Source organism: Mangrovimicrobium sediminis (genome assembly GCF_004745945.1).
In the GTDB taxonomy this organism is placed as follows: domain Bacteria; phylum Pseudomonadota; class Gammaproteobacteria; order Pseudomonadales; family Halieaceae; genus Mangrovimicrobium; species Mangrovimicrobium sediminis.
The window spans coordinates 204,877-222,043 of the sequence record NZ_SRLE01000006.1; the positions used below are offsets into that span (position 1 = coordinate 204,877).

At 66.9% G+C, this 17,167-nt stretch carries 20 protein-coding genes; 3 read left to right on the plus strand and 17 right to left on the minus strand.

Going from position 1 to position 17,167, the window contains the following annotated elements; translation table 11 throughout:
* Positions 1-48: 48 nt before the first annotated feature.
* From gspN to E4634_RS07800, 16 genes are all read right to left on the minus strand, one after another.
* A complete protein-coding gene (gene gspN, locus E4634_RS07725) occupies positions 49-795 on the minus strand; it encodes a type II secretion system protein N (protein ID WP_135442477.1) in 747 nt (248 codons plus the stop codon).
* Positions 795-1,268, minus strand: a complete 474-nt coding sequence (locus tag E4634_RS07730; RefSeq protein WP_135442479.1) for a type II secretion system protein M — start codon at positions 1,266-1,268, stop codon at positions 795-797. The genes gspN and E4634_RS07730 overlap by 1 nt, the downstream gene beginning before the upstream one ends.
* Positions 1,265-2,467, minus strand: a complete 1,203-nt coding sequence (gene gspL, locus E4634_RS07735; protein ID WP_135442481.1) for a type II secretion system protein GspL — start codon at positions 2,465-2,467, stop codon at positions 1,265-1,267. Before gspL ends, E4634_RS07730 begins: the two co-directional genes overlap by 4 nt.
* Entirely contained in the window at positions 2,455-3,513 is a 1,059-nt protein-coding gene (gspK, locus tag E4634_RS07740; RefSeq protein ID WP_167854816.1) for a type II secretion system minor pseudopilin GspK, read from the minus strand. Before gspK ends, gspL begins: the two co-directional genes overlap by 13 nt.
* A gap of 4 nt (positions 3,514-3,517) precedes the next feature.
* Positions 3,518-4,174, minus strand: a complete 657-nt coding sequence (gene gspJ / locus E4634_RS07745; RefSeq protein ID WP_240725117.1) for a type II secretion system minor pseudopilin GspJ — start codon at positions 4,172-4,174, stop codon at positions 3,518-3,520.
* Positions 4,164-4,586 carry a type II secretion system minor pseudopilin GspI gene (gene gspI, locus E4634_RS07750; protein ID WP_240725118.1) on the minus strand — a complete coding sequence of 141 codons (423 nt, stop codon included), beginning with the start codon at positions 4,584-4,586 and terminating at the stop codon, positions 4,164-4,166. The genes gspJ and gspI overlap by 11 nt, the downstream gene beginning before the upstream one ends.
* The gene (locus E4634_RS07755) at positions 4,583-5,149 is read right to left on the minus strand and encodes a GspH/FimT family pseudopilin (protein WP_135442484.1); all 567 of its coding nucleotides are present in this window, start codon (positions 5,147-5,149) and stop codon (positions 4,583-4,585) included. Before E4634_RS07755 ends, gspI begins: the two co-directional genes overlap by 4 nt.
* 2 nt (positions 5,150-5,151) lie before the next feature.
* Positions 5,152-5,589, minus strand: a complete 438-nt coding sequence (gspG, locus tag E4634_RS07760) for a type II secretion system major pseudopilin GspG (protein ID WP_135442486.1) — start codon at positions 5,587-5,589, stop codon at positions 5,152-5,154.
* Positions 5,590-5,593: 4 nt separating this feature from the next.
* Entirely contained in the window at positions 5,594-6,829 is a 1,236-nt protein-coding gene (gene gspF / locus E4634_RS07765) for a type II secretion system inner membrane protein GspF (RefSeq protein WP_135442487.1), read from the minus strand.
* Positions 6,830-6,844: 15 nt separating this feature from the next.
* On the minus strand, positions 6,845-8,371 hold the full coding sequence (gspE, locus tag E4634_RS07770) for a type II secretion system ATPase GspE (RefSeq protein ID WP_135442489.1): 1,527 nt from the start codon (positions 8,369-8,371) through the stop codon (positions 6,845-6,847).
* Positions 8,368-10,422 (minus strand): type II secretion system secretin GspD, encoded by a 2,055-nt coding sequence (gene gspD / locus E4634_RS07775; protein ID WP_135442491.1) that lies wholly within the window; start codon positions 10,420-10,422, stop codon positions 8,368-8,370. Before gspD ends, gspE begins: the two co-directional genes overlap by 4 nt.
* A gap of 19 nt (positions 10,423-10,441) precedes the next feature.
* Positions 10,442-11,482, minus strand: coding sequence for a type II secretion system protein GspC (gene gspC / locus E4634_RS07780; protein WP_240725120.1), 1,041 nt, complete (start codon positions 11,480-11,482; stop codon positions 10,442-10,444).
* Between the two features lie 132 nt (positions 11,483-11,614).
* Complete coding sequence (locus tag E4634_RS07785) at positions 11,615-11,797, minus strand: hypothetical protein (RefSeq protein ID WP_135442493.1); 183 nt, start codon at positions 11,795-11,797, stop codon at positions 11,615-11,617.
* Positions 11,790-12,500 (minus strand): tRNA (guanosine(18)-2'-O)-methyltransferase TrmH, encoded by a 711-nt coding sequence (trmH, locus tag E4634_RS07790; RefSeq protein ID WP_135442495.1) that lies wholly within the window; start codon positions 12,498-12,500, stop codon positions 11,790-11,792. Before trmH ends, E4634_RS07785 begins: the two co-directional genes overlap by 8 nt.
* 21 nt (positions 12,501-12,521) lie before the next feature.
* Positions 12,522-13,160: a carbonate dehydratase gene (gene can, locus E4634_RS07795; RefSeq protein WP_135442497.1), complete on the minus strand. Its 639-nt coding sequence runs from the start codon at positions 13,158-13,160 to the stop codon at positions 12,522-12,524.
* Positions 13,161-13,255: 95 nt separating this feature from the next.
* A complete protein-coding gene (locus E4634_RS07800) occupies positions 13,256-14,398 on the minus strand; it encodes a GGDEF domain-containing protein (protein WP_135442499.1) in 1,143 nt (380 codons plus the stop codon).
* A 158-nt stretch (positions 14,399-14,556) separates the two neighbouring features.
* On the opposite strand from E4634_RS07800, the gene E4634_RS07805 reads away from it, so the two are divergent.
* Together E4634_RS07805 and E4634_RS07810 are read left to right on the plus strand one after the other, a co-directional pair.
* Complete coding sequence (locus E4634_RS07805) at positions 14,557-14,811, plus strand: YkoF family thiamine/hydroxymethylpyrimidine-binding protein (RefSeq protein WP_135442501.1); 255 nt, start codon at positions 14,557-14,559, stop codon at positions 14,809-14,811.
* Between the two features lie 14 nt (positions 14,812-14,825).
* On the plus strand, positions 14,826-15,704 hold the full coding sequence (locus tag E4634_RS07810) for a choline/ethanolamine kinase family protein (RefSeq protein ID WP_167854817.1): 879 nt from the start codon (positions 14,826-14,828) through the stop codon (positions 15,702-15,704).
* Here the strand turns inward: E4634_RS07810 and E4634_RS07815 are convergent.
* Positions 15,685-16,167 carry a YajQ family cyclic di-GMP-binding protein gene (locus tag E4634_RS07815; protein WP_135442505.1) on the minus strand — a complete coding sequence of 161 codons (483 nt, stop codon included), beginning with the start codon at positions 16,165-16,167 and terminating at the stop codon, positions 15,685-15,687. The genes E4634_RS07810 and E4634_RS07815 overlap by 20 nt on opposite strands.
* A gap of 84 nt (positions 16,168-16,251) precedes the next feature.
* On the opposite strand from E4634_RS07815, the gene E4634_RS07820 reads away from it, so the two are divergent.
* Positions 16,252-17,157, plus strand: a complete 906-nt coding sequence (locus E4634_RS07820; protein WP_135442507.1) for a ketopantoate reductase family protein — start codon at positions 16,252-16,254, stop codon at positions 17,155-17,157.
* Positions 17,158-17,167 lie beyond the last annotated feature (10 nt).

Consider the following 17,167-nt stretch of genomic DNA (forward strand, 5'->3'; position numbering starts at 1 on the left):
CAGTAACGGTATTTTAACGGAATACGGCGGCGCCCGCCCGGCGTGACGCTAGAGGCTGCCCTGCAGTTGCAGGCGGAAGCCGTCGTCCTGCGGCGCCGCCATCAGCTGCAGCGCACGGCGCAGCTGCGGGTCGTCGAGGCCCGCGCCGCGCAGCCCCACGTCGACGCCATAGGCGCGCTGGGCGAAGCTCACGCTACCCGTTGCCTCGACCTCGCCGGAGAGGGTGATCACCTCCCCGCGGATGGTGCCGTCGTCCCCGGTGGTGACGTCCATGGCGTAGCTGCCCAGGGCCCGTGGCCCCTGCGGCGCATTCCAGCTGCCGCCCTGCCACACCAGGCGGCCCTCGGCGGCGCTCGGCAGACCGCCCTCGACCCGCAGCCTGGCGAACTGCAGCGAGACGTCGCCGCCCAGGCGCACCGGCACGAAGTGACTGAGCAGCGCGGCGTCGACGCGGGCGTCGAGGTCGCGCAGGTCGATATTGCCCGAGACGGATGTGCGCACGATGCCGGCGAGGGTCTGCGCCCCCCAGTTGGAGGAGAACTCCACCGCTGGCGACAGCAACAGCAGCGACAACGGCCGCAGGCGCCACTCGGTGCGCCCCAGTTGCAGCCCGCCGGCGGCGGTGAGCAGGGTCGCGCGGCTGGCGGCGCCGCGCCACAGTGTGCCCGAAAGCCCCTCCAGCTGTACCTGCTGCGCGGGCAGCACCAGCGGCAGCAGGCGGGCCGGGGCAGTGGCCACCAGCGCCACCAGCAGGAGCAGCCCCAGTATCAGGGCGATCAGCCAGCGCGGCAGCATCAGCCCGCGGGGCCCAGTCTGACGGTAACGTTGACCCGGCCGGCGCTGCCGGCCTGGGTGACGGACGCCTCGTGTACCACCAGCCCCTCGCGGTGCTCCATCTGGTACAGCCAGGCGACCATGTCATCGAAGGCAGCGCTTTCCAGGCGCACCTGGATCTCGCCGCGGCTGTTGGGCTGCAGGCGCGCCACCTGCAGGTTGTGCTGCGCGGTGGAGCTGTTCACCAGGCTGGTGAGATTGCGCCGCGCACCGGCGGCCGCGCCGCCTTTCTGCAGTTGCTGGATTTGCGAAACCATCACGTCCACGCGCTGCAGCGACTCGGAAACACCGCGATTCTGCGCCGCCATATTGTCGCGGGCGGTATCCAGCGGCGCCAGCAGCATGCGGAATACCACGTACAGCGCGAGCGCGATACCCAGCACCAGCAGGCTGAGCTGCTCGCGCTGGTTGAGACCGGTAAACCACTCCTTCACGAGCGGCCTCCCACGCGCAGCCTGGCGCGTACCTGGTCGCCCGAGGCGCTGCTGTTCTCCAGCACCGCCTGCAGGCCGCCATCGGCGAAACCGGCGCGGATGCGCTCCACCGCCGCATAATCCTTGGCCAGGATATTCAGGCGCATTTCCGCGGCCTTGTCGTTGTAGTTGATGCTCACCAGGCTGCTGCCCGGGTTGGCCTGGACCACGCTGCCGACACGCGCCAGCAGGCCGACGAAATTACTGCCGCCGCCCCCGCCGCTGAGCTCGTCGAGCTGGCGCTGCAACTGCTGTTCCGGCCGCGGCACCATGCCGCGCGGAATGACCTGGCGGTAACTCTTCTCCAGCGCGCCGCGCAGGGCGAGGTTCTGCTCCTCGAGCTGGTGCAGGTCGGCCCAGCTGGCCAGCAGGTGTACGCCCACGGCAACGCCGAACAGGATCGCCGCGGCCCGCCACAGCCGCCACCAGCGGTCCAGGGGCAGGCGCAGGGCAAAGCTGCCCTGGCGCAGGTTGAGTGCGGGCTCGGGATTCTCCGCCACCAGCATGGCGGCGTAGAAATCGCCGCGGCGCCACTGGGCGCGCCCGGCGAGTTCAGCGGGCAGCAGTGCCAGGTCGGCGTCCTGTTGCTCACCGTAGACGATCACTGCCTCGGGGCCGTCGCCAGTGCCAGCCAGGGCCTGCAACATGGCGGGCAGCAGGTCGCGCTCCACCGCGAACCCCTCGCAGCGCCCGTGGCGCACGATGGCGCGCTCGCCCTCCAGCACCAGGCACCACTCGCCGGGCTGCCAGGGCAGCAGCAGCGGCTCCGGCAGCCACTGGTTGACCGGCGGGAAGGGATCGAGCAGGGCGCGGTAGTCGTCCATCAGTTCGCGGGCGCAGACCGCCACGGCGAATTCATCTTTATCCAGGGCCACGCGGGCGAAGTGGAGTGCACCGACATCCTCGGCGATCTCCTCCTCCAGCATGTAGGGCAGGGATTTCTCCAGGTGCCGACGCTCCTCGGCGGCCACCGGCAGGCGCAGCAGGCGCGTGTCCTCGCCGGGTACCGCGAAGATGGGGGTCAGCTGGCGCTGGGCGATGACCGCCGACAGGGCGGCGCGTTCATCGTCGTTATCGAGCCAGTGCGGTCCGTCGGCGGCCCCCGGCGGATACCATGCCAGGCGGTCGCCGATACGGCGGATGACTGCTACCTCTCGCAAGGGTTTTCTCTCTCCAGTTCCTGGGGAAACGCGCGGGCGTCCGCGGTGCGACTGAGCACGCTGACCTGGCGGTTTTCACGATGCAGCACACTGTACAAGCGTGTGATCCTGCCGGCAACTTCCGCGCGCGCCCGCAGCAGGAAGTAGTCCGAGGTCTCGCCGAGGAGGTCGAGGCCGCCGTTGGGTTGGTTCAGTTTTTCCTTGAATGGCGCCAGCACCGGCTGGTCCAGCCAATCCTCGATACCGGCATAGGGGTTGGTGCAGCGAAAGGCGATCAGTTCCAGCGCATCGGCCTCGCTCAGCGGTACCAGGCTGTCCGGGGAGCCCAGTGAGCGCAGCACGGTGAGCGGCGCGGTGTGGATGTTCAGCGCCGCGTCTTCCAACGGCCACACGGTCACCCAGGGGGCGATGGCGTCGTACAGCTCGGGGGTCATGCCGCGCACCGCGCGCAGTTCGCTGACGTCGAGCATGGGCCGGTTGGGCGCGCGGTAGGCGGGGGTCTGGCCGGCGTAGTAATCGCCCTCGGCGCCGTCCGGTCGGGTCTCGCCATCGTCGTCCACCCAGTCGCCGATGGCCTGGGCTATCGCCGCCGCCTGGATCTCGTTGATCTCCGGCTCCGCCGCCGCCTGCAGCAGGCGGATGAACTGGGCCTGGGCCGGGGTGAAGCGCGCCTCGTTGCCCTCCTCCGGCTCCGGCGCATCCTGCGCCAGCAGGTTGAGGTTGAAGCGGCCCTGCAGGTCTTCCAGTTCGCCCTCCATCCAGCCCTCGTCCAGCGGGTAGGGCTGGGCCGGGCGCGCCCACACGTCCTGCAGGGTGTCCTGGCGCTCGCCCTCCGCCGTCTTGTCCTGGTCGTAGTCGGTGAGCAGGGCCAGTGTCGCCAGGCCCTCGGCGCCGCGCAGGTAGGCCAGGCCCTGCTCGGTGCGGAAGATGATGCTGGCGCGCTCGTAGACGCGCTCGAACTCGGCGCGCATGGCCACGATCAGGGCCGCGGAAATGGCGAAGATGAGCAGCGCCAGGATCAGCGCCGCCCCGCGCTGGGCGCGCATCGGGCTAGATCGGCGGCAGGACATAAATCCGCCTCATTTCGCCCCAGTCGCGCAGCAGCAGGCGCACTTCCACCGCCAGCGGCGGCTCGAGCAGGGAACCGGGCTGGCTGGTGTCCGCGACCCAGCTGTCCTGCCACTGCCGGGTGTCCAGTTCCGAGCTGCTGCCCACGGTGCGCACCGCCGTGGTCGGCGGCAGGAACAGCACCTGCAGGTCGTCGACCTCCTCCAGCAGGCGCGTCTCGTAGGGCTCGGTATTGCCGCCGCGGTCGAGTACCGGGAAACTGTCGCGCCACAACGCGCCATCCTCGACCCGGTAGTTGACCCGCTGCAACTCCGGCCGCGGGTTGCCCATCGGGTCGAACCAGCCGGAGCGGGTGAAGGCCAGGGTGAAGCGCGCCGCCGGACCGCCGATCATGGCCGGCTCGTCCTCGCCGAATTCGTCGCGCACCGGCCGCCCCACGAACTGCTCGAGGTCGCGGGAGATGAACATCCAGGCGCGGTTGACCTCGTACACGCGCTCCATGCTCGCCTCGGTGCGCTCGGCGCCGACCAGCACAGTGGCGAAGATACGGTAGGCGATGGCGGCCACCACGGCGGTAATGGCCATGGCGATGAGCACCTCGATCAGGGTGAAACCGCGCTGCCGGTGGCTAAGGCTCACCGGGCACCTCCTCCTCATCGACGGTGAGGTCCGCGGGCAGGAAGGCGACCAGGGTGTACAGGGGCTTGGCCGCGGCCTCCTCGCGATCGGTCACCTCGATTTCCACGCGGTAGAACAGCGGCACCTCGGTGAGGGTGCTCTCCACCCACCAGTACCAGTCGCGCTCGCCCATCCGCGATACCCCGCTGTCGCGGCCCTTGATGACGTCGCGCTGGGTGAAGGACAGCAGGCGCAGCTCGGCGAGCTTGTTCACCGCCACCGCGTGGGCCATGGATTTCTCGCGCAGGTAGGCGGTACCGTCGACCTGCTGCGACAGGGCGAACAGCAGCGCGGGCAGCGCCAGCGCCACCACCGCCAGGGCGACCATGACCTCGATCAGGGTGAAGCCGCGCGCGCGGGATACCAGCTTCACTGCTCGTACTCCGGGTCTTCCTCGCCGCGAAACAGCACGCGGAAGTCGCCGAGCAGGTCCCACTCGATACGCCACAGCAGCGCGCCGTCGCGCTCGTCGCGAAACTCCAGGGCGCCGGGGGGCGTCTCACCGCTGGCGTAGAAGATGAGTTGGGGCGGGGGATTCTCGAGATTCTCGCTGAACACGTCCTGGGGCTGGATCACCTCCTCGAGTTCCAGCTGCAGTTCCACCTGTGGCACCAGGTCGCCGCTGTCGAACACGCCCTTGCCGCTTTGCGGTTCACGCCAGTCGGTGGGCCCGCGCTCGCGCCACTCCCAGGTGTAATGCGGTTCGCCGCGCACCAGGTCCAGGCGCAGTAACAGGCCGTAATCCATGCCGGTAAACTGCGCCTCGTCGAGGGCGTAGCTGGCGCTCTCGGCGATCTCGCGCACCTGCATTTCCAGGCGTTTTTCCTCGTTGCCGGAACTGATATTGAGCGAGACCAGGGAGGTCGCCAGTACGATGACCAGCAGGGCCACCAGCATTTCCAGCAGGCTGAAGCCGCGCTGCCAGCCCACGTCCACGATTATTCGTCCGTGTTTTTCCAGTTGCCGATATCGCCGTTCTGGCCCTCGCCGCCGGACAGGCCGTCGGCACCCAGGGTGTAGATGTCGATCTCGCCGTGCTCGCCGGGGTTCAGGTACAGGTAGGGACGGCCCCAGGGGTCGACCGGCAGCTCGGGCAGGTAGCCGCCCTGCTTGAAGTTGCGCGGCTCCGGGTCCAGCGAGCTGGGTTCGACCAGCGCCTCCAGGCCCTGTTCGGTGGTCGGGTAGACGTAGTTGTCGAGGCGGTAGATTTTCAGCGCGGTCTCGATCGCCTTGAAGTCCGCCTGCGCCTTCTGGATGCGCGCCTCGTCAGCGCGGTTGAGCACGGTGGGCGCCACGATGCTGATCAGCAATCCCATGATCACCAGCACCACGAGGATTTCCACCAGGGAAAAACCACCATTTGCGTGTCGTTTCATAACCTTATTTCACCATTGTGTTCAAATCGAAAATCGGCAGCATGATGGCCAGCACGATGAGCAATACCATGCAGCCCATGACGATGACCATCAAGGGCTCGAACAGGCTCATCATGGTGCCCAGGGTCATCTCCAGTTCGCGCTCCTGGTTGGTCGCCGAACGCTCCAGCATGCTCTCGAGATCGCCGCTGGCCTCGCCGCTGGCCACCATGTGCACCATCATCGGCGGGAAACGGCCGCTCTGCTGCAGGGCACGGTTCAGACTACTGCCCTCCTGCACCAGTTCCGCCACTGCCTTGCTGTCCTCGCGCAGGACCAGGTTGGTCAGCACCTGGCCGGCGATGCGCAGGGACTCCAGCAGGGGCACCCCGCTGGCCATGAGGATACTCAGGGTCGAGGCGAAGCGCGCGGTGTCCAGGGCGATCAGCAGACGCGAGATGCCCGGCATGCGCAGCAGCAGCCGGTGCCACTTGCGCCGGCGCTTGGGGTTGGCCAGCAACTTGCGCACACCGAACACCAGCGCGACCAATGCGACCAGCACCCACAGGCCGTAGTCGCGGAAGAAATCGCTGCTCGCCACCAGCACCTGGGTGAGCAGCGGCAACTCCTTTTGCGAATTGGCGAACACGCCGATCAGCTGTGGCACCACGAACACCATCAGGGCCACCACCACGGCGATGGCCACGCCCACCAGCACGAAGGGGTAGATCATCGCCATCTTCAGCTTCTGCCCGGTGTACTGGCGTTGTTCAGTGTAGTCCGCCAGCTGCTCCAGCACCGGGCCGAGGTAGCCGGCGTGCTCGCCGGCATTGACCATGGCGCGGTACATCTCGTTGAACACCTGCGGGAATTCGCCCATCGCGTAGGCCAGGGTGTAACCCTCGGCCACCCGCGAGCGCACCTGCAGCAGGATGGCCTTGATGCGGCTGGAGCGGGTCTGCTGGGCGGCGGCCTGCAGGGCCTCGTCCAGCGGCAGGTTGGAGGACACCAAAGTGGCCAGCTGGCGGGTGACCATGGCCAGGTCGCCGGTCGAGATACGCGGCCGAAAGAGCTGCCCGCCGAGGCCGCCGAGACTGGCGCCGCCGCCCTTGGCCGGCGCGCGGTTGGCCTGCTCGACCTCCACCGGGCGCAGGCTCTTGGCGCGCAGCTGGCCGCGCACCTGGCGTTCGGAATCGCCCTCGAGGAAGCCCTTGACCAGCTTGCCCTGGGCGTTAAGTGCGCGGTAGCGATAGGCGGTCACGGTGACACCCCGGGATCAGGCGATGGAGGTCACCCGCATGACCTCGGCGAGGCTGGTTTCCCCGGCGAGAATGCGGCGGCGCCCGTCGGCCTGGATGGAGGGATAGAGCTTGCGCGCGTGGGCCACCATGGACTGTTCGCTGGCGCTCTCGTAGATCAGGCTGCGCATGGTCTCATCGACCTCGATCAGCTCGTAGATACCGGTCCGCCCGCGGTAGCCGGAGTAGTGGCAATTCTCGCAGCCGCGCGGGTGGTACAGTTCCAGCGGCCCCTCGAGTCCGTCCGGGTAGAGCAGGTCGCGCTCCGCCTGGCTGGCCGGCGCGGCCTCGCGGCAGTCCTTGCACAGCAGGCGCACCAGGCGCTGGCTCATCACCGCCAGCAGGCTGGAGGAGATCAGGAACGGCTCGATGCCCATGTCCTTGAGACGGGTGATGGCGCCGATGGCGGTGTTGGTGTGCAGGGTGGAGAGCACCAGGTGGCCGGTGAGCGAGGCCTGTACCGCGATCTCCGCCGTCTCCAGGTCGCGGATCTCCCCCACCATCACCACGTCCGGGTCCTGGCGCAGGATGGCGCGCAGGCCGCGGGCGAAGGTCATGTCGACCTTGGCGTTGACCTGGGTCTGGCCGATGCCGGGCAGCATGTATTCCACCGGGTCCTCGATGGTGAGGATATTGCGCGAGGTCTCGTTGATCTCGGTGAGGCCCGCGTACAGGGTGGTGGTCTTACCGGAGCCGGTAGGGCCAGTGACCAGGATGATGCCGTGCGGGCTGTGCAGGTGGCGCTTGTAGGCGTCCTGCACCTGTTCGTTCATGTTCAACTGCACCAGTTGCAGCTGACCCGCGGCGGTGTCCAGCAGGCGCAACACCACGCGCTCGCCGTGGGCCGAGGGGATGGTCGACATGCGAATATCCACCGCGTGGCCGGCGATCTTCACCGAGATACGGCCGTCCTGGGGTACGCGTTTTTCCGCGATATCCAGCTTGGCCATGACCTTCAGGCGCGACACCAGCAGCGGCGCCAGGGCGCGCTTGGGCGAGAGCACCTCGGCGAGCACGCCGTCGACGCGGTAGCGCACCGAAAGGCGGTCCTCGAAGGTCTCGATGTGAATATCCGAGGCCTGCTCGCGCACCGCCTGGGAGAGGATGGCGTTGATCAGGCGGATGATCGGCGCGTCGTCCTCGGCGTCCATGAGGTCGCCGACCTCGGGAATCTCGTCGGCCAGGCGCGACAGGTCGACATCGGCGCTGATGTCCTCGGCCATCTGCACCGCTTCGTTGTTGTCGCGCTGGTAGGCCTTGGTAAGCCGGCGCTGGAACTCCACCTCGCTCACCGGGTGCAGGGTGAACGCCTCCCCCAGGTAGCGGCGCAGTTCGGTGAGCACACCAATGGACGGCGGCTTGCAGTGCAGGACCTCGGGGCCCTCCTCGCCCTCTACCAGCAGCACGCCGCGCTGCTGGGCGAAGGTAAAGGGCAGGCCGCGGCGACCGGCGACCCGGGGGGCCTCCAGTACCTCGTCCGGCAGCTCCAGCTCCTCGACGTTCACGGGGTGTCATCCACGGGGTAGGTGGCCGCATCCTGCTCGGCCTTGATCGCCTCGAGCTCGCGAATGTCGTCCTGCCACTCGGGCAGCAGGGGCAGGTTCTTGTCGTCGAGGAACGGCAGGCCACGCTCGGCCTCCTCGAGCTGGCGGTCGCGAATGAAGCGGTACTTGAGGGCGGTGGCGCCGGCCAACGCGGCGTCGTCGCGGATAATGGTCGGGCGGATGAAGATCAGCAGATTGGTCTTCTCCACGCTCACGCTGTCGTTGCGGAACAGGCGGCCGAGCAGCGGGATATCGCCGAGCAGCGGCACTTTCTGCTGGCTGTCCTGCACGTCACTCTCGATCAGGCCGCCGAGCACCACCACATTGCCGTCCGAGGCCAGCACCTTGGTCTGGATCTTGCGCTCGGAGGTGATCAGGTCCGCCGCGGAGGCCGCCTGCTGGCCGCCGACCAGCACGTTGGAGACCTCCTGCTCGATATCCAGCACCACCGAGTCGCCCTCGTTGATGTGGGGGGTGACCGACAGGGTGATACCCACGTTCTCGCGCTCGATGGTCTGGAACGGATTTGAGGAACCATCGTTGGAGCCGGTGCTGGTGTAGGAGCCGGTGATGAACGGCACTTCCTGGCCGACAGTGATATAGGCCTCCTGGTTGTCCAGGGTGAGCAGGCTGGGCGTGGACAGGATGTTGGCGTTCTGCTGCTGGCGCAGGGCATTGAGGATGACCGTCATGGTCAGTTCGTCATCCACCTGGCCCCAGCCCAGGGACAGGCCCGGGGTGCCGGCCAGCGCGCCGACCAGGGCCGGGAGGTCGAACTCCGCGTCCGAGCCGGCGTCGATCTCGTCCGGATTGAGCGCCCCGCCCAGTGCCGCGGCCTGGTCCAGGTTGTTGATGTTGCTGCCGTAGAAGCCGCTGCTGCTGTTGGCGAACAGCCACTGCAGGCCGAGGTCCTGGCCGTCGGTGACGGTCATCTCGACGATGATCGCCTCCACCAGCACCTGGGCGCGGCGGATGTCGAGGCGGTGGATGACCGCCTCCAGGGCCGCCATCTCGTCGGTATCCGCGGTAATGATCAGGGCGTTGGTGCCCTCGTCCGCCTCGATGGTGGCGGACTTGCCGGAGGCGCGCTGGGCCTTGCCCTCGCCCTGGTCGAGGCGATCGATGTTCTGCATTACCCGGGTCAGGACCTCGGCGATTTCCGTGGCCTTGGCATACTCCAGGTAGATCACCTTGACGTTGCCGCTTTGCTCCAACGGCGTATCCAGGTGGGTGACCAGGTTGCGCATGCGCGCGCGCTGGATTTCATCGCCGGTGACCAGGATGCTGTTGGTCCGCGTGTCCGGCACCAGCAGCACTTCGTGCTCGGCGCCGCCGCCCTGCTGCGCCTCGGACTTGTTGAGCTTCTCCAGCATGTCGACCACGTCCTCGGCCACCGCGTACTTCAGGCGCAGGATGTCGGTGTCCTGCACCGCGGTGCGGTCCATGCGCTCGATGATTTCCTGGATGCGGGTAATGTTGGCGGAAATGTCGGAGATGATGATCGCGTTGCTCGGCGCGTAGGCGGCCATGTGCGCCTGCTGCGGCACCAGCGGGCGCAGCACCGGGATCAGCTTGGCCGCGGAAATGTTGTCCAGGCGGATGACCTGGGTGACGTACTCGTCGCTGGCGCGGGCGCGGTTGTCGGCCACCGAGACCGGCGCGGAGCGCGCGTCCTTGTTCTGGATTACCCGCACCACGCCGCCGGAGCGCACCGCGGTGTAGCCGTGTACCTCGAGGATGGACAGGAACAGCTCGTAGAGTTCGTCCCTGGACACCGGCTTGCTGGAGATGACCTTGACCTTGCCCTTGACCGCCGGGTCGACGACGATGGTAGTGCCGGTCACCTCGGCGACGAACTTGATCAACTCCTGGATGTCCGTTTCCTTCAGGTTGACCGTGTAGTCCTGGGCACTGGCAGGCATCACGGGCAGTGCCAGGGCGAGCAGTACTGCGGCGGTTGCGGCCCGACATTGCCGCCCGAAATTCTTCACTTGGTCACGTCCTCTATACATTTTCTGGTGCGCCGGCTGCTCAGCCGCCGCTCGCCCCCAGGCTGACATTGACGGATATGAGCTCGCCGCCGCGCTGGAGTTCAAACACCGCCTCGCTGGCGGTGCGCATGGTCTGGTACAGGCGCATGGCGCCGGCCGGGTCATCCAGGGTGATGCCGTTGACGCTGGTCACCACGTCGCCGGGCTTGAAGCCCAGGCTCTCGAACTGCGCCGCATCCTGCCCCGGGGCGATGCGATAGCCCACCAGCCTGCCGTCTTCACGTACCGCACTTACCCGCACCACCTGGGCCAGGGACTGCGGGTTTTCGTACAGCTGGTCGCGGTAGCCGCGGGCCAGCTCCGTGGTGCTGGCCTCCGCGCGCTTGTCGACCACGCTGGCTGACTGGTCGGGCAGGCGCGGCCGCAGCCGCTGGGCCGGAGCGCGCGCGGCCTGTTCGGCCTGCTTGTCGAGGTCGGTCTCCTCGAACAGGGTGAGCAGTTCATAGGTGCCGTTGTTGTCCAGCACCACCTGCCGCGGCATTACCTTGGCCAGGGTCACGTTGTTGCCCACCGGGAGTTTGTCCTCCACCGCGTAGACTTCCTGCTGGTTGCGGTGTTCGATAATGGCGTGGCCCAGACCGTCCTCGCTGGCGGCGACAATGCCGCGCAGGGTGAGCTGCAGGCGGGTCTCGCGGGCGCCCTCCTCGATACCCTCGCGATCACTGGCCACCGGTACTTCCGGCTCCGGCACCACCACCGCTTCCGCCGCCGCGGCCTCGCCGAACAGGTGCTGGGCGCGCAGGGCCTCGATATCCACCGAACTGCGCTCGCCGCCCGCAGCGGCGCGAGTGGCCGGGTTGATGATCGCCACCGGCGGCTCCGCCTCGGGTTCCGGCACCGGGAAAAAGGCCCAGAACAGGCGCGCCAGGGACAGCACCAGCCACAGGCACAGCAACGCCAGCAGCAGCTGGCGCAGGCGCCGCAGACGCGGGGGTTGTGACAGGTAGTGGGCTGACGCCTGCAGACGGTCGCCGACACGGGCGCCGATGTCACTGGAATTACTGAGCCACTGGGCTGGCAAAGGTTACTCGCTGTCGCATATGAGGGCCGCAGACCGATCCGGGCCGGGAGATTCAGGTGCCCCGATTATAGGGGCGGAAGGTAAAAGATAAAACCGCGCCGCCGGGGGCGTCGAAACGGGGCAATCCGGCCCTCATCCACCCAGAAAATACTGCAGCGCGCCGATCACGGCGGTGATCACCAGCAGCGGCATGATCCAGCGTCCCAGGCGCTGTACCTGGGCCGGGTCGGGTTCGCCGCCAAAACGCTCCAGGGCCCAGGCGATGAAGGCCACGCCGCCGAAGATCAGCACCAGGATAAGCAACAGGTTAGTCATACTCGTCTCCCTCCGCGGGGGCCTCCCCCGCTCGCACACTGGCATACCAGCCGGAAGGGTCGTCGATCTCGCCCGCGGCGTCCAGCGGCGGGTAGGCCAGGCCGCGCTCGCGGCAGAAATCGCGCACCTTGGGGTGGCCCCACTCGAAGAACAGCCGCTCGCGGCTGGCGGCATCCAGGCGCGGCTGGTCGTACATGCCGGCATCCTGGCGCTGGCGCTGGGCCTCGGCCAGGATCACCCCCGCCGCCACCGAGACATTCAGCGAGGCGACCATGCCGACCATGGGGATGCGCACCGGGCTGTCCACCGCCGCCAGCGCCTGTGGGCTGACCCCGCGGCGCTCGGCGCCAAGCACCAGGGCGGTGGGCCGGGTGTAGTCGATCTCGCGGTAGTCCACCGCCGCGTCGTCGAGGTGGGCGGCGACCAGCTGGTAGCCCTGCTCGGCCAGCGGCCCGAGGGCGCTATCCACTTCGCGGTGGCGGCAGACCTCGACCCAGCTGTGGGAACCCATGGCGGTGCCGCGAAAGGCGCGGTACTCCTCGTCGCCGATCACCGCGTGCATGCGCAGCACCCCCGCGGCGTCGCAGCAGCGTACCACCGCGGAGAGGTTGCGCTGTTTGTTGACGAAGTCGGTGACCACAGTGAGGTCCGGCTGGCGCCGGTCGATGACCTCGCGCAGCCGGGCGATGCGTTCGGGTGTCAAAGTGCCAGGCCCTGGAGTGCCCTAGGAATCCACCACGCGGTAGGCTGCGGGGATCTGGTCCGGCCCCCACACCGAGCACTTCATGTCGCGCAGCAGGCCGTCGCGCAGGCTGTACACCCAGCCGTGCACGGTCAGCTCCTGGCCGCGCGCCCAGGCGTTCTGCGCGATGGTGGTGTGGCAGACGTTGGAGACCTGGGCGATGACATTGAGTTCGCACAGGCGCGCCAGGCGGTCGTCCTTGTTCTCGATGGCCTCCAGCTCCTCGCTGTTGCGGAACTGGATGTCCTTGATGTTGCGCAGCCAGTTGTCCGCCAGGCCGGTGTCGAAGTTCTCGTAGGCGGCCTGCACGCCGCCGCAGCCGTAGTGGCCGACGACAAACACGTGCTGCACCTTGAGCACTTCCACCGCGTAGTGAAGGACGGTGAGACAGTTGAAATCGGTGTGGACCACCACGTTGGCCACGTTGCGGTGGACGAACACCTCGCCCGGCATCAGGCCGATAATCTGGTTGGCGGGGACGCGGCTGTCAGAGCAGCCGATCCAGAGATAGTTGGGACTTTGCTGCGCCGCGAGTTTCTCGAAGAATTCCGGGTCGTCGGTTTTCACCGTGCGCGCCCAGACGCGGTTGTTCTCAAACAATCTCTCCAGTTCTTTTTCCAAGATCGTACCTCTAGGTTGGGTCAGGCATGCACGGGTTCACGGACATGCGTGGGTGGGTTCAGACAAGCGGTGCCGCTGCCATACTGCGGCGGGGATTACACCAGCAGCGTCGCCAGCCGCGAGACCGCCGTGCAGTTGCCGCCCTGGGCACTGGCGTCAGCCAGCGCGCGGGTGCTGACGGACTCCATCTGCCGGGCGAGTTGGGCCATGTCGACCGCGGGGAACTGCTGGGGCTCCCAGGTGGCGAGGCCGATGCTGAGGGTCACCTGCAGTACCGCGCCGTGGCCATCGTCGATGGCGAAATCCTCGATATCGACGCGCATGCGCTCGGCGATGTCCTCGCCCAGGGATTCGTTGGCCCCGGGCAGCAGCACGGCAAAGCGCGAGCGCGACAACCGCGCCAGGGTATCGGTGGCGCGCAACCGCGAGGAGATGCGCTCGGCCACTTTCTTCAGTACGAAGTGCCCGCGCACCTCGCCATAGGACTCGTGCAGTTCGTCGTACTCGTCCACCTCGAGCATGAGCACGGTGAACGGGCCATCCTCGCGGCGCGCGCGGGAGACCTCGCGGATCATCTCGTGCAGGAAGCTGCGCAGGTTGCCGATGCGGGTGAGCGGGTCCAGCATGGCCAGGTGCTGCATCTGCTGGCGCTCGATGCCCTGCACCAGGGCCAGGGAGACCATCGCCGCAAGGTGCTCAAGCAGCGTGCTCTCTTCCTCGCCGGTGGGCAGGGCGTTCTCCTGCATACCGATGTGCAGGCTGCCGAACAGGTGGGTCTTGTGCATCAGCGGCAGCAACAGGGCCTGGTCGATGCCGCGCTCGCTCTTGAGGATCTCAAACATGCGGCTGTCGGTGGCGTCGATGCACTGGAATACCGGGTCGACCGGATAGAGTTCCTGCATGTCGAAGCCGTCGCGGTGCAGTTGCAGGTAGCTGCCGTAGCGCTCGCCGCCGACGATGATCTCGTCCAGGGCGTCTTCCGGGTCGTGCAGCCAGAGCTCGGCGACGCGAAAGCCGAAGTGGCGTGGCAGGCTGACCAGGAGGGTTTCGAACAGGCCCAGCAACTCACCCTGCTGCAGCAGGAGTTGCTCTAACTGGCGGGTTTGCTGGTAGAGATGACGGTTGACCGTAACGGTCTCGGTGAGACGCTGCTGGTGGAACTCCGCGCCGGTAACGACCGGTGGAGCTCCCTCGATCTCTTCCTGCCGCAATCCATTGTGGCGGTTATCGTTTCCCATGGCCGATCTCACTTTTCACGGTCCGGGCGGGACGACCCGCGCGAACAGCTGTTGGCTGGAAATTTTATGCCTCCTATAATCCCGATGCAAACATTAGCAATTGCCCGACCGTAGCCTTTTCGGGCCTATCCCCCCACCCGTCCAAGGGAGATGCGACAGTGAAACTGACCGCAGAGCTCAGCCTCTATCCGCTCAACGAGGCCTATATAGAAGTGATCAAGGCATTCATCGCCGACCTGGCCGGGCGCGAGGGCCTGCTGGTGCGCACCAACGCCATGAGCACCCAGCTGTGCGGTGACTGGGACGCCGTGACGGGCGCGGTGAGTGCCGCCCTGCGCGAGAGCCACGAGCGCTTCGGCAAGCAGGTGCTGGTGTGCAAGTTCATTCCCGGCGAGCTCGATATCGCCCAGTGAGCGGGGGGGAGGCCGTGCCAGGGCCGGCACAGCTGCATCTGGCCCTCGCGCAGTGGCGGCACTGGCAATGTGAACCGGCCCTGACACGCGCCCCAGAACTGGTCCACGCCCTGTCTGGCGGGCTCAGCAATCGCAGCTACCTGGTCCGCGAGGGGCAGCACCGGTTCGTGGTGCGTCTGGACGGCGTGGACCCGGCGCGGCACTGCCTGGACCGCCACGCCGAGTGGCAGACCCTGCAATGCGCCGCAGCCGCGGGTATCGCCCCCACGCCGCGCTACTTCAATCCGCAGCTTGGGGTGCTGGTCTGCGACTACCTGGCGGCCGATCCGGACCAGCGGGTGACCCTGGAAGATCTCGCGCAGCTATTGCGCCAGGTGCATGCCCTGCCGGCCCATGCCCATCGCCTTAACTTGCGCGAACAGGTGGACCACTATGAACGGCTGATCCGCCGTTTTGACCTACACCCAAACACCTACAGGTCGTTGCAGCTCAGCATGTGGAGACATTTTGTCGAGACAAGCGAGCCCGTGCTGTGTCACAACGACCTGCTGCCCGCCAACCTACTTCGCAGTAGTGGGCGCCTGTACGCGCTCGATTGGGAGTACGCCGCCATGGGCGACCGCTGGTTCGACCTGGCCGGCTGCGTGCTCGGGCAAAAGATCGCCCCGGGCGAAGAAGCTGATTTCCTGACCGTCTACCTGGGGCGCGCCGCCAGCGAGGAAGAACGCCTCCACCTGCAGCGTCACCGATGCCTCTGTCGTTACATCGAATACCTGTGGCACGCGACGGAAAATCCGCCCGAAAAATTGCCGTTTTTACGAGAGCGCCATGAGCCCCCGCTGATTGCGGAGCTTACGTCACTAGGACGCTTGATCAGTCGCGGAAGTTATTGAACTGCAGCGGCGCGCCGAAATCCTCGTCGCGCAGCAGGGCGATCACCTGCTGCAGGTCGTCGCGCTTCTTGCCGGTGACCCGCACCTGCTCGCCCTGGATCTGCGCCTGCACCTTCATCTTCGCGTCCTTGATCTTCTTGACGATGGACTTGCACTGGGCGCTGTCCAGCCCGTGCTTGAGGGTCACCGTCTCCTTCACCTGCTTGCCGGAGGTGACCGGCTCGGCGCAGTCCATGGCCTTGGGGTCGATGTCGCACTTGATCAGCGCGCTGCGCAGCATGTCCTCCATCTGCGTGACCTGGAAGTCCGCCTCGGCGGTGAGCACCACCGTGCGCTCCTCGCGCTCGAAGCTGGCGTCCACGCCCTTGAAGTCGAAGCGGTTGGCGACGATGCGCCCGGCCTGGTCCACGGCGTTGGTCAACTGGTGCAGGTCCACTTCCGAGACCACGTCGAATGATGGCATAGTGCTCTCCCTCCAGAGCGGGGCGCGAAACGAGGGGACCATGGTAAACCGCCGTACAGGTTTTTCAATGCCGGGAAGAAACAGTTGAGTGGGCGCCACTGGCATATCCTCGGCGCCGGGGCGATGGGCTGTTTGTTTGCGCGCATGTTGCAGGGGACGGGCTGCGAAGTGACCCTGCTGTTCCGTGAAAAACCCACCGACGCGACGGGCACGATTGTGGTCGAGGAAGGTGAATCGATCGTGGAAGTGCCCGTGGCGCTCTCCGCCAACGCGGACAGCGGCGCCATTGACTATCTGGTGGTGTGCACCAAGGCATACGAAATCGCCGGAGCCATCGGGCAAGTCGCGCATCGCATCAATGGCAAAACTCAAATCGTGATCGCCGCGAACGGTATGGGCTACCTCGAGGATGCCCAGCGTGCCAGCGGCGAAGCGACCCTGTTCTGCTGCACCACCACCGAGGGCGCCTACCGCACCGCACCGCTGCACGTCCGCCATGCGGGACGCGGCAGGACACTGCTGGGCAAGCCCGGTGGCGGCGAAGCACCGCTGTGGATGGAGGACTGGACCAACTCGCCGCTTGCAGCACAATGGGAAGGCGCTATCGAGGCCGCGCTGTGGCACAAGCTGGCAATCAACTGCGCGATCAATCCGCTGACAGCCGTGCATCGCTGCCTGAACGGTGAACTGGCGGACCGTCCCGTACTGCGCCAGCAGGTGGACGCGCTGTGTGCAGAGATCGCCGGCATCAGCCGGGCAGCGGGTTTTCACAAGACTGCCCACAACATCCACACCGATGCACTGCTGGTGATCGCCAGTACGGCACAGAACCGCTCGTCGATGTTGCAGGATACGCTCGCCGGACGGCGCACGGAGATTGACTACATCACCGGTCACCTGCTGGCGGTCGCCGCGGCGTGGGGTGTCGATGCTCCGCGCCACGAGGATTTATACCGACGGGTGCTCGCCATCAGCAACGTCCCTGTTTGAGGCCGTCGCC

Excerpts from the sequence above, each read along its gene's own strand:
- gspN (WP_135442477.1), bottom strand. The coding sequence starts at position 795 with ATGCTGCCGCGCTGGCTGATCGCCCTGATACTGGGGCTGCTCCTGCTG.
- gspK (WP_167854816.1), bottom strand. The coding sequence starts at position 3,513 with ATGCGCGCCCAGCGCGGGGCGGCGCTGATCCTGGCGCTGCTCATCTTC.
- gspG (WP_135442486.1), bottom strand. The coding sequence starts at position 5,589 with ATGAAACGACACGCAAATGGTGGTTTTTCCCTGGTGGAAATCCTCGTG.
- gspD (WP_135442491.1), bottom strand. The coding sequence starts at position 10,422 with ATGTATAGAGGACGTGACCAAGTGAAGAATTTCGGGCGGCAATGTCGG.
- E4634_RS07785 (WP_135442493.1), bottom strand. The coding sequence starts at position 11,797 with ATGACTAACCTGTTGCTTATCCTGGTGCTGATCTTCGGCGGCGTGGCC.
- E4634_RS07800 (WP_135442499.1), bottom strand. The coding sequence starts at position 14,398 with ATGGGAAACGATAACCGCCACAATGGATTGCGGCAGGAAGAGATCGAG.
- E4634_RS07815 (WP_135442505.1), bottom strand. The coding sequence starts at position 16,167 with ATGCCATCATTCGACGTGGTCTCGGAAGTGGACCTGCACCAGTTGACC.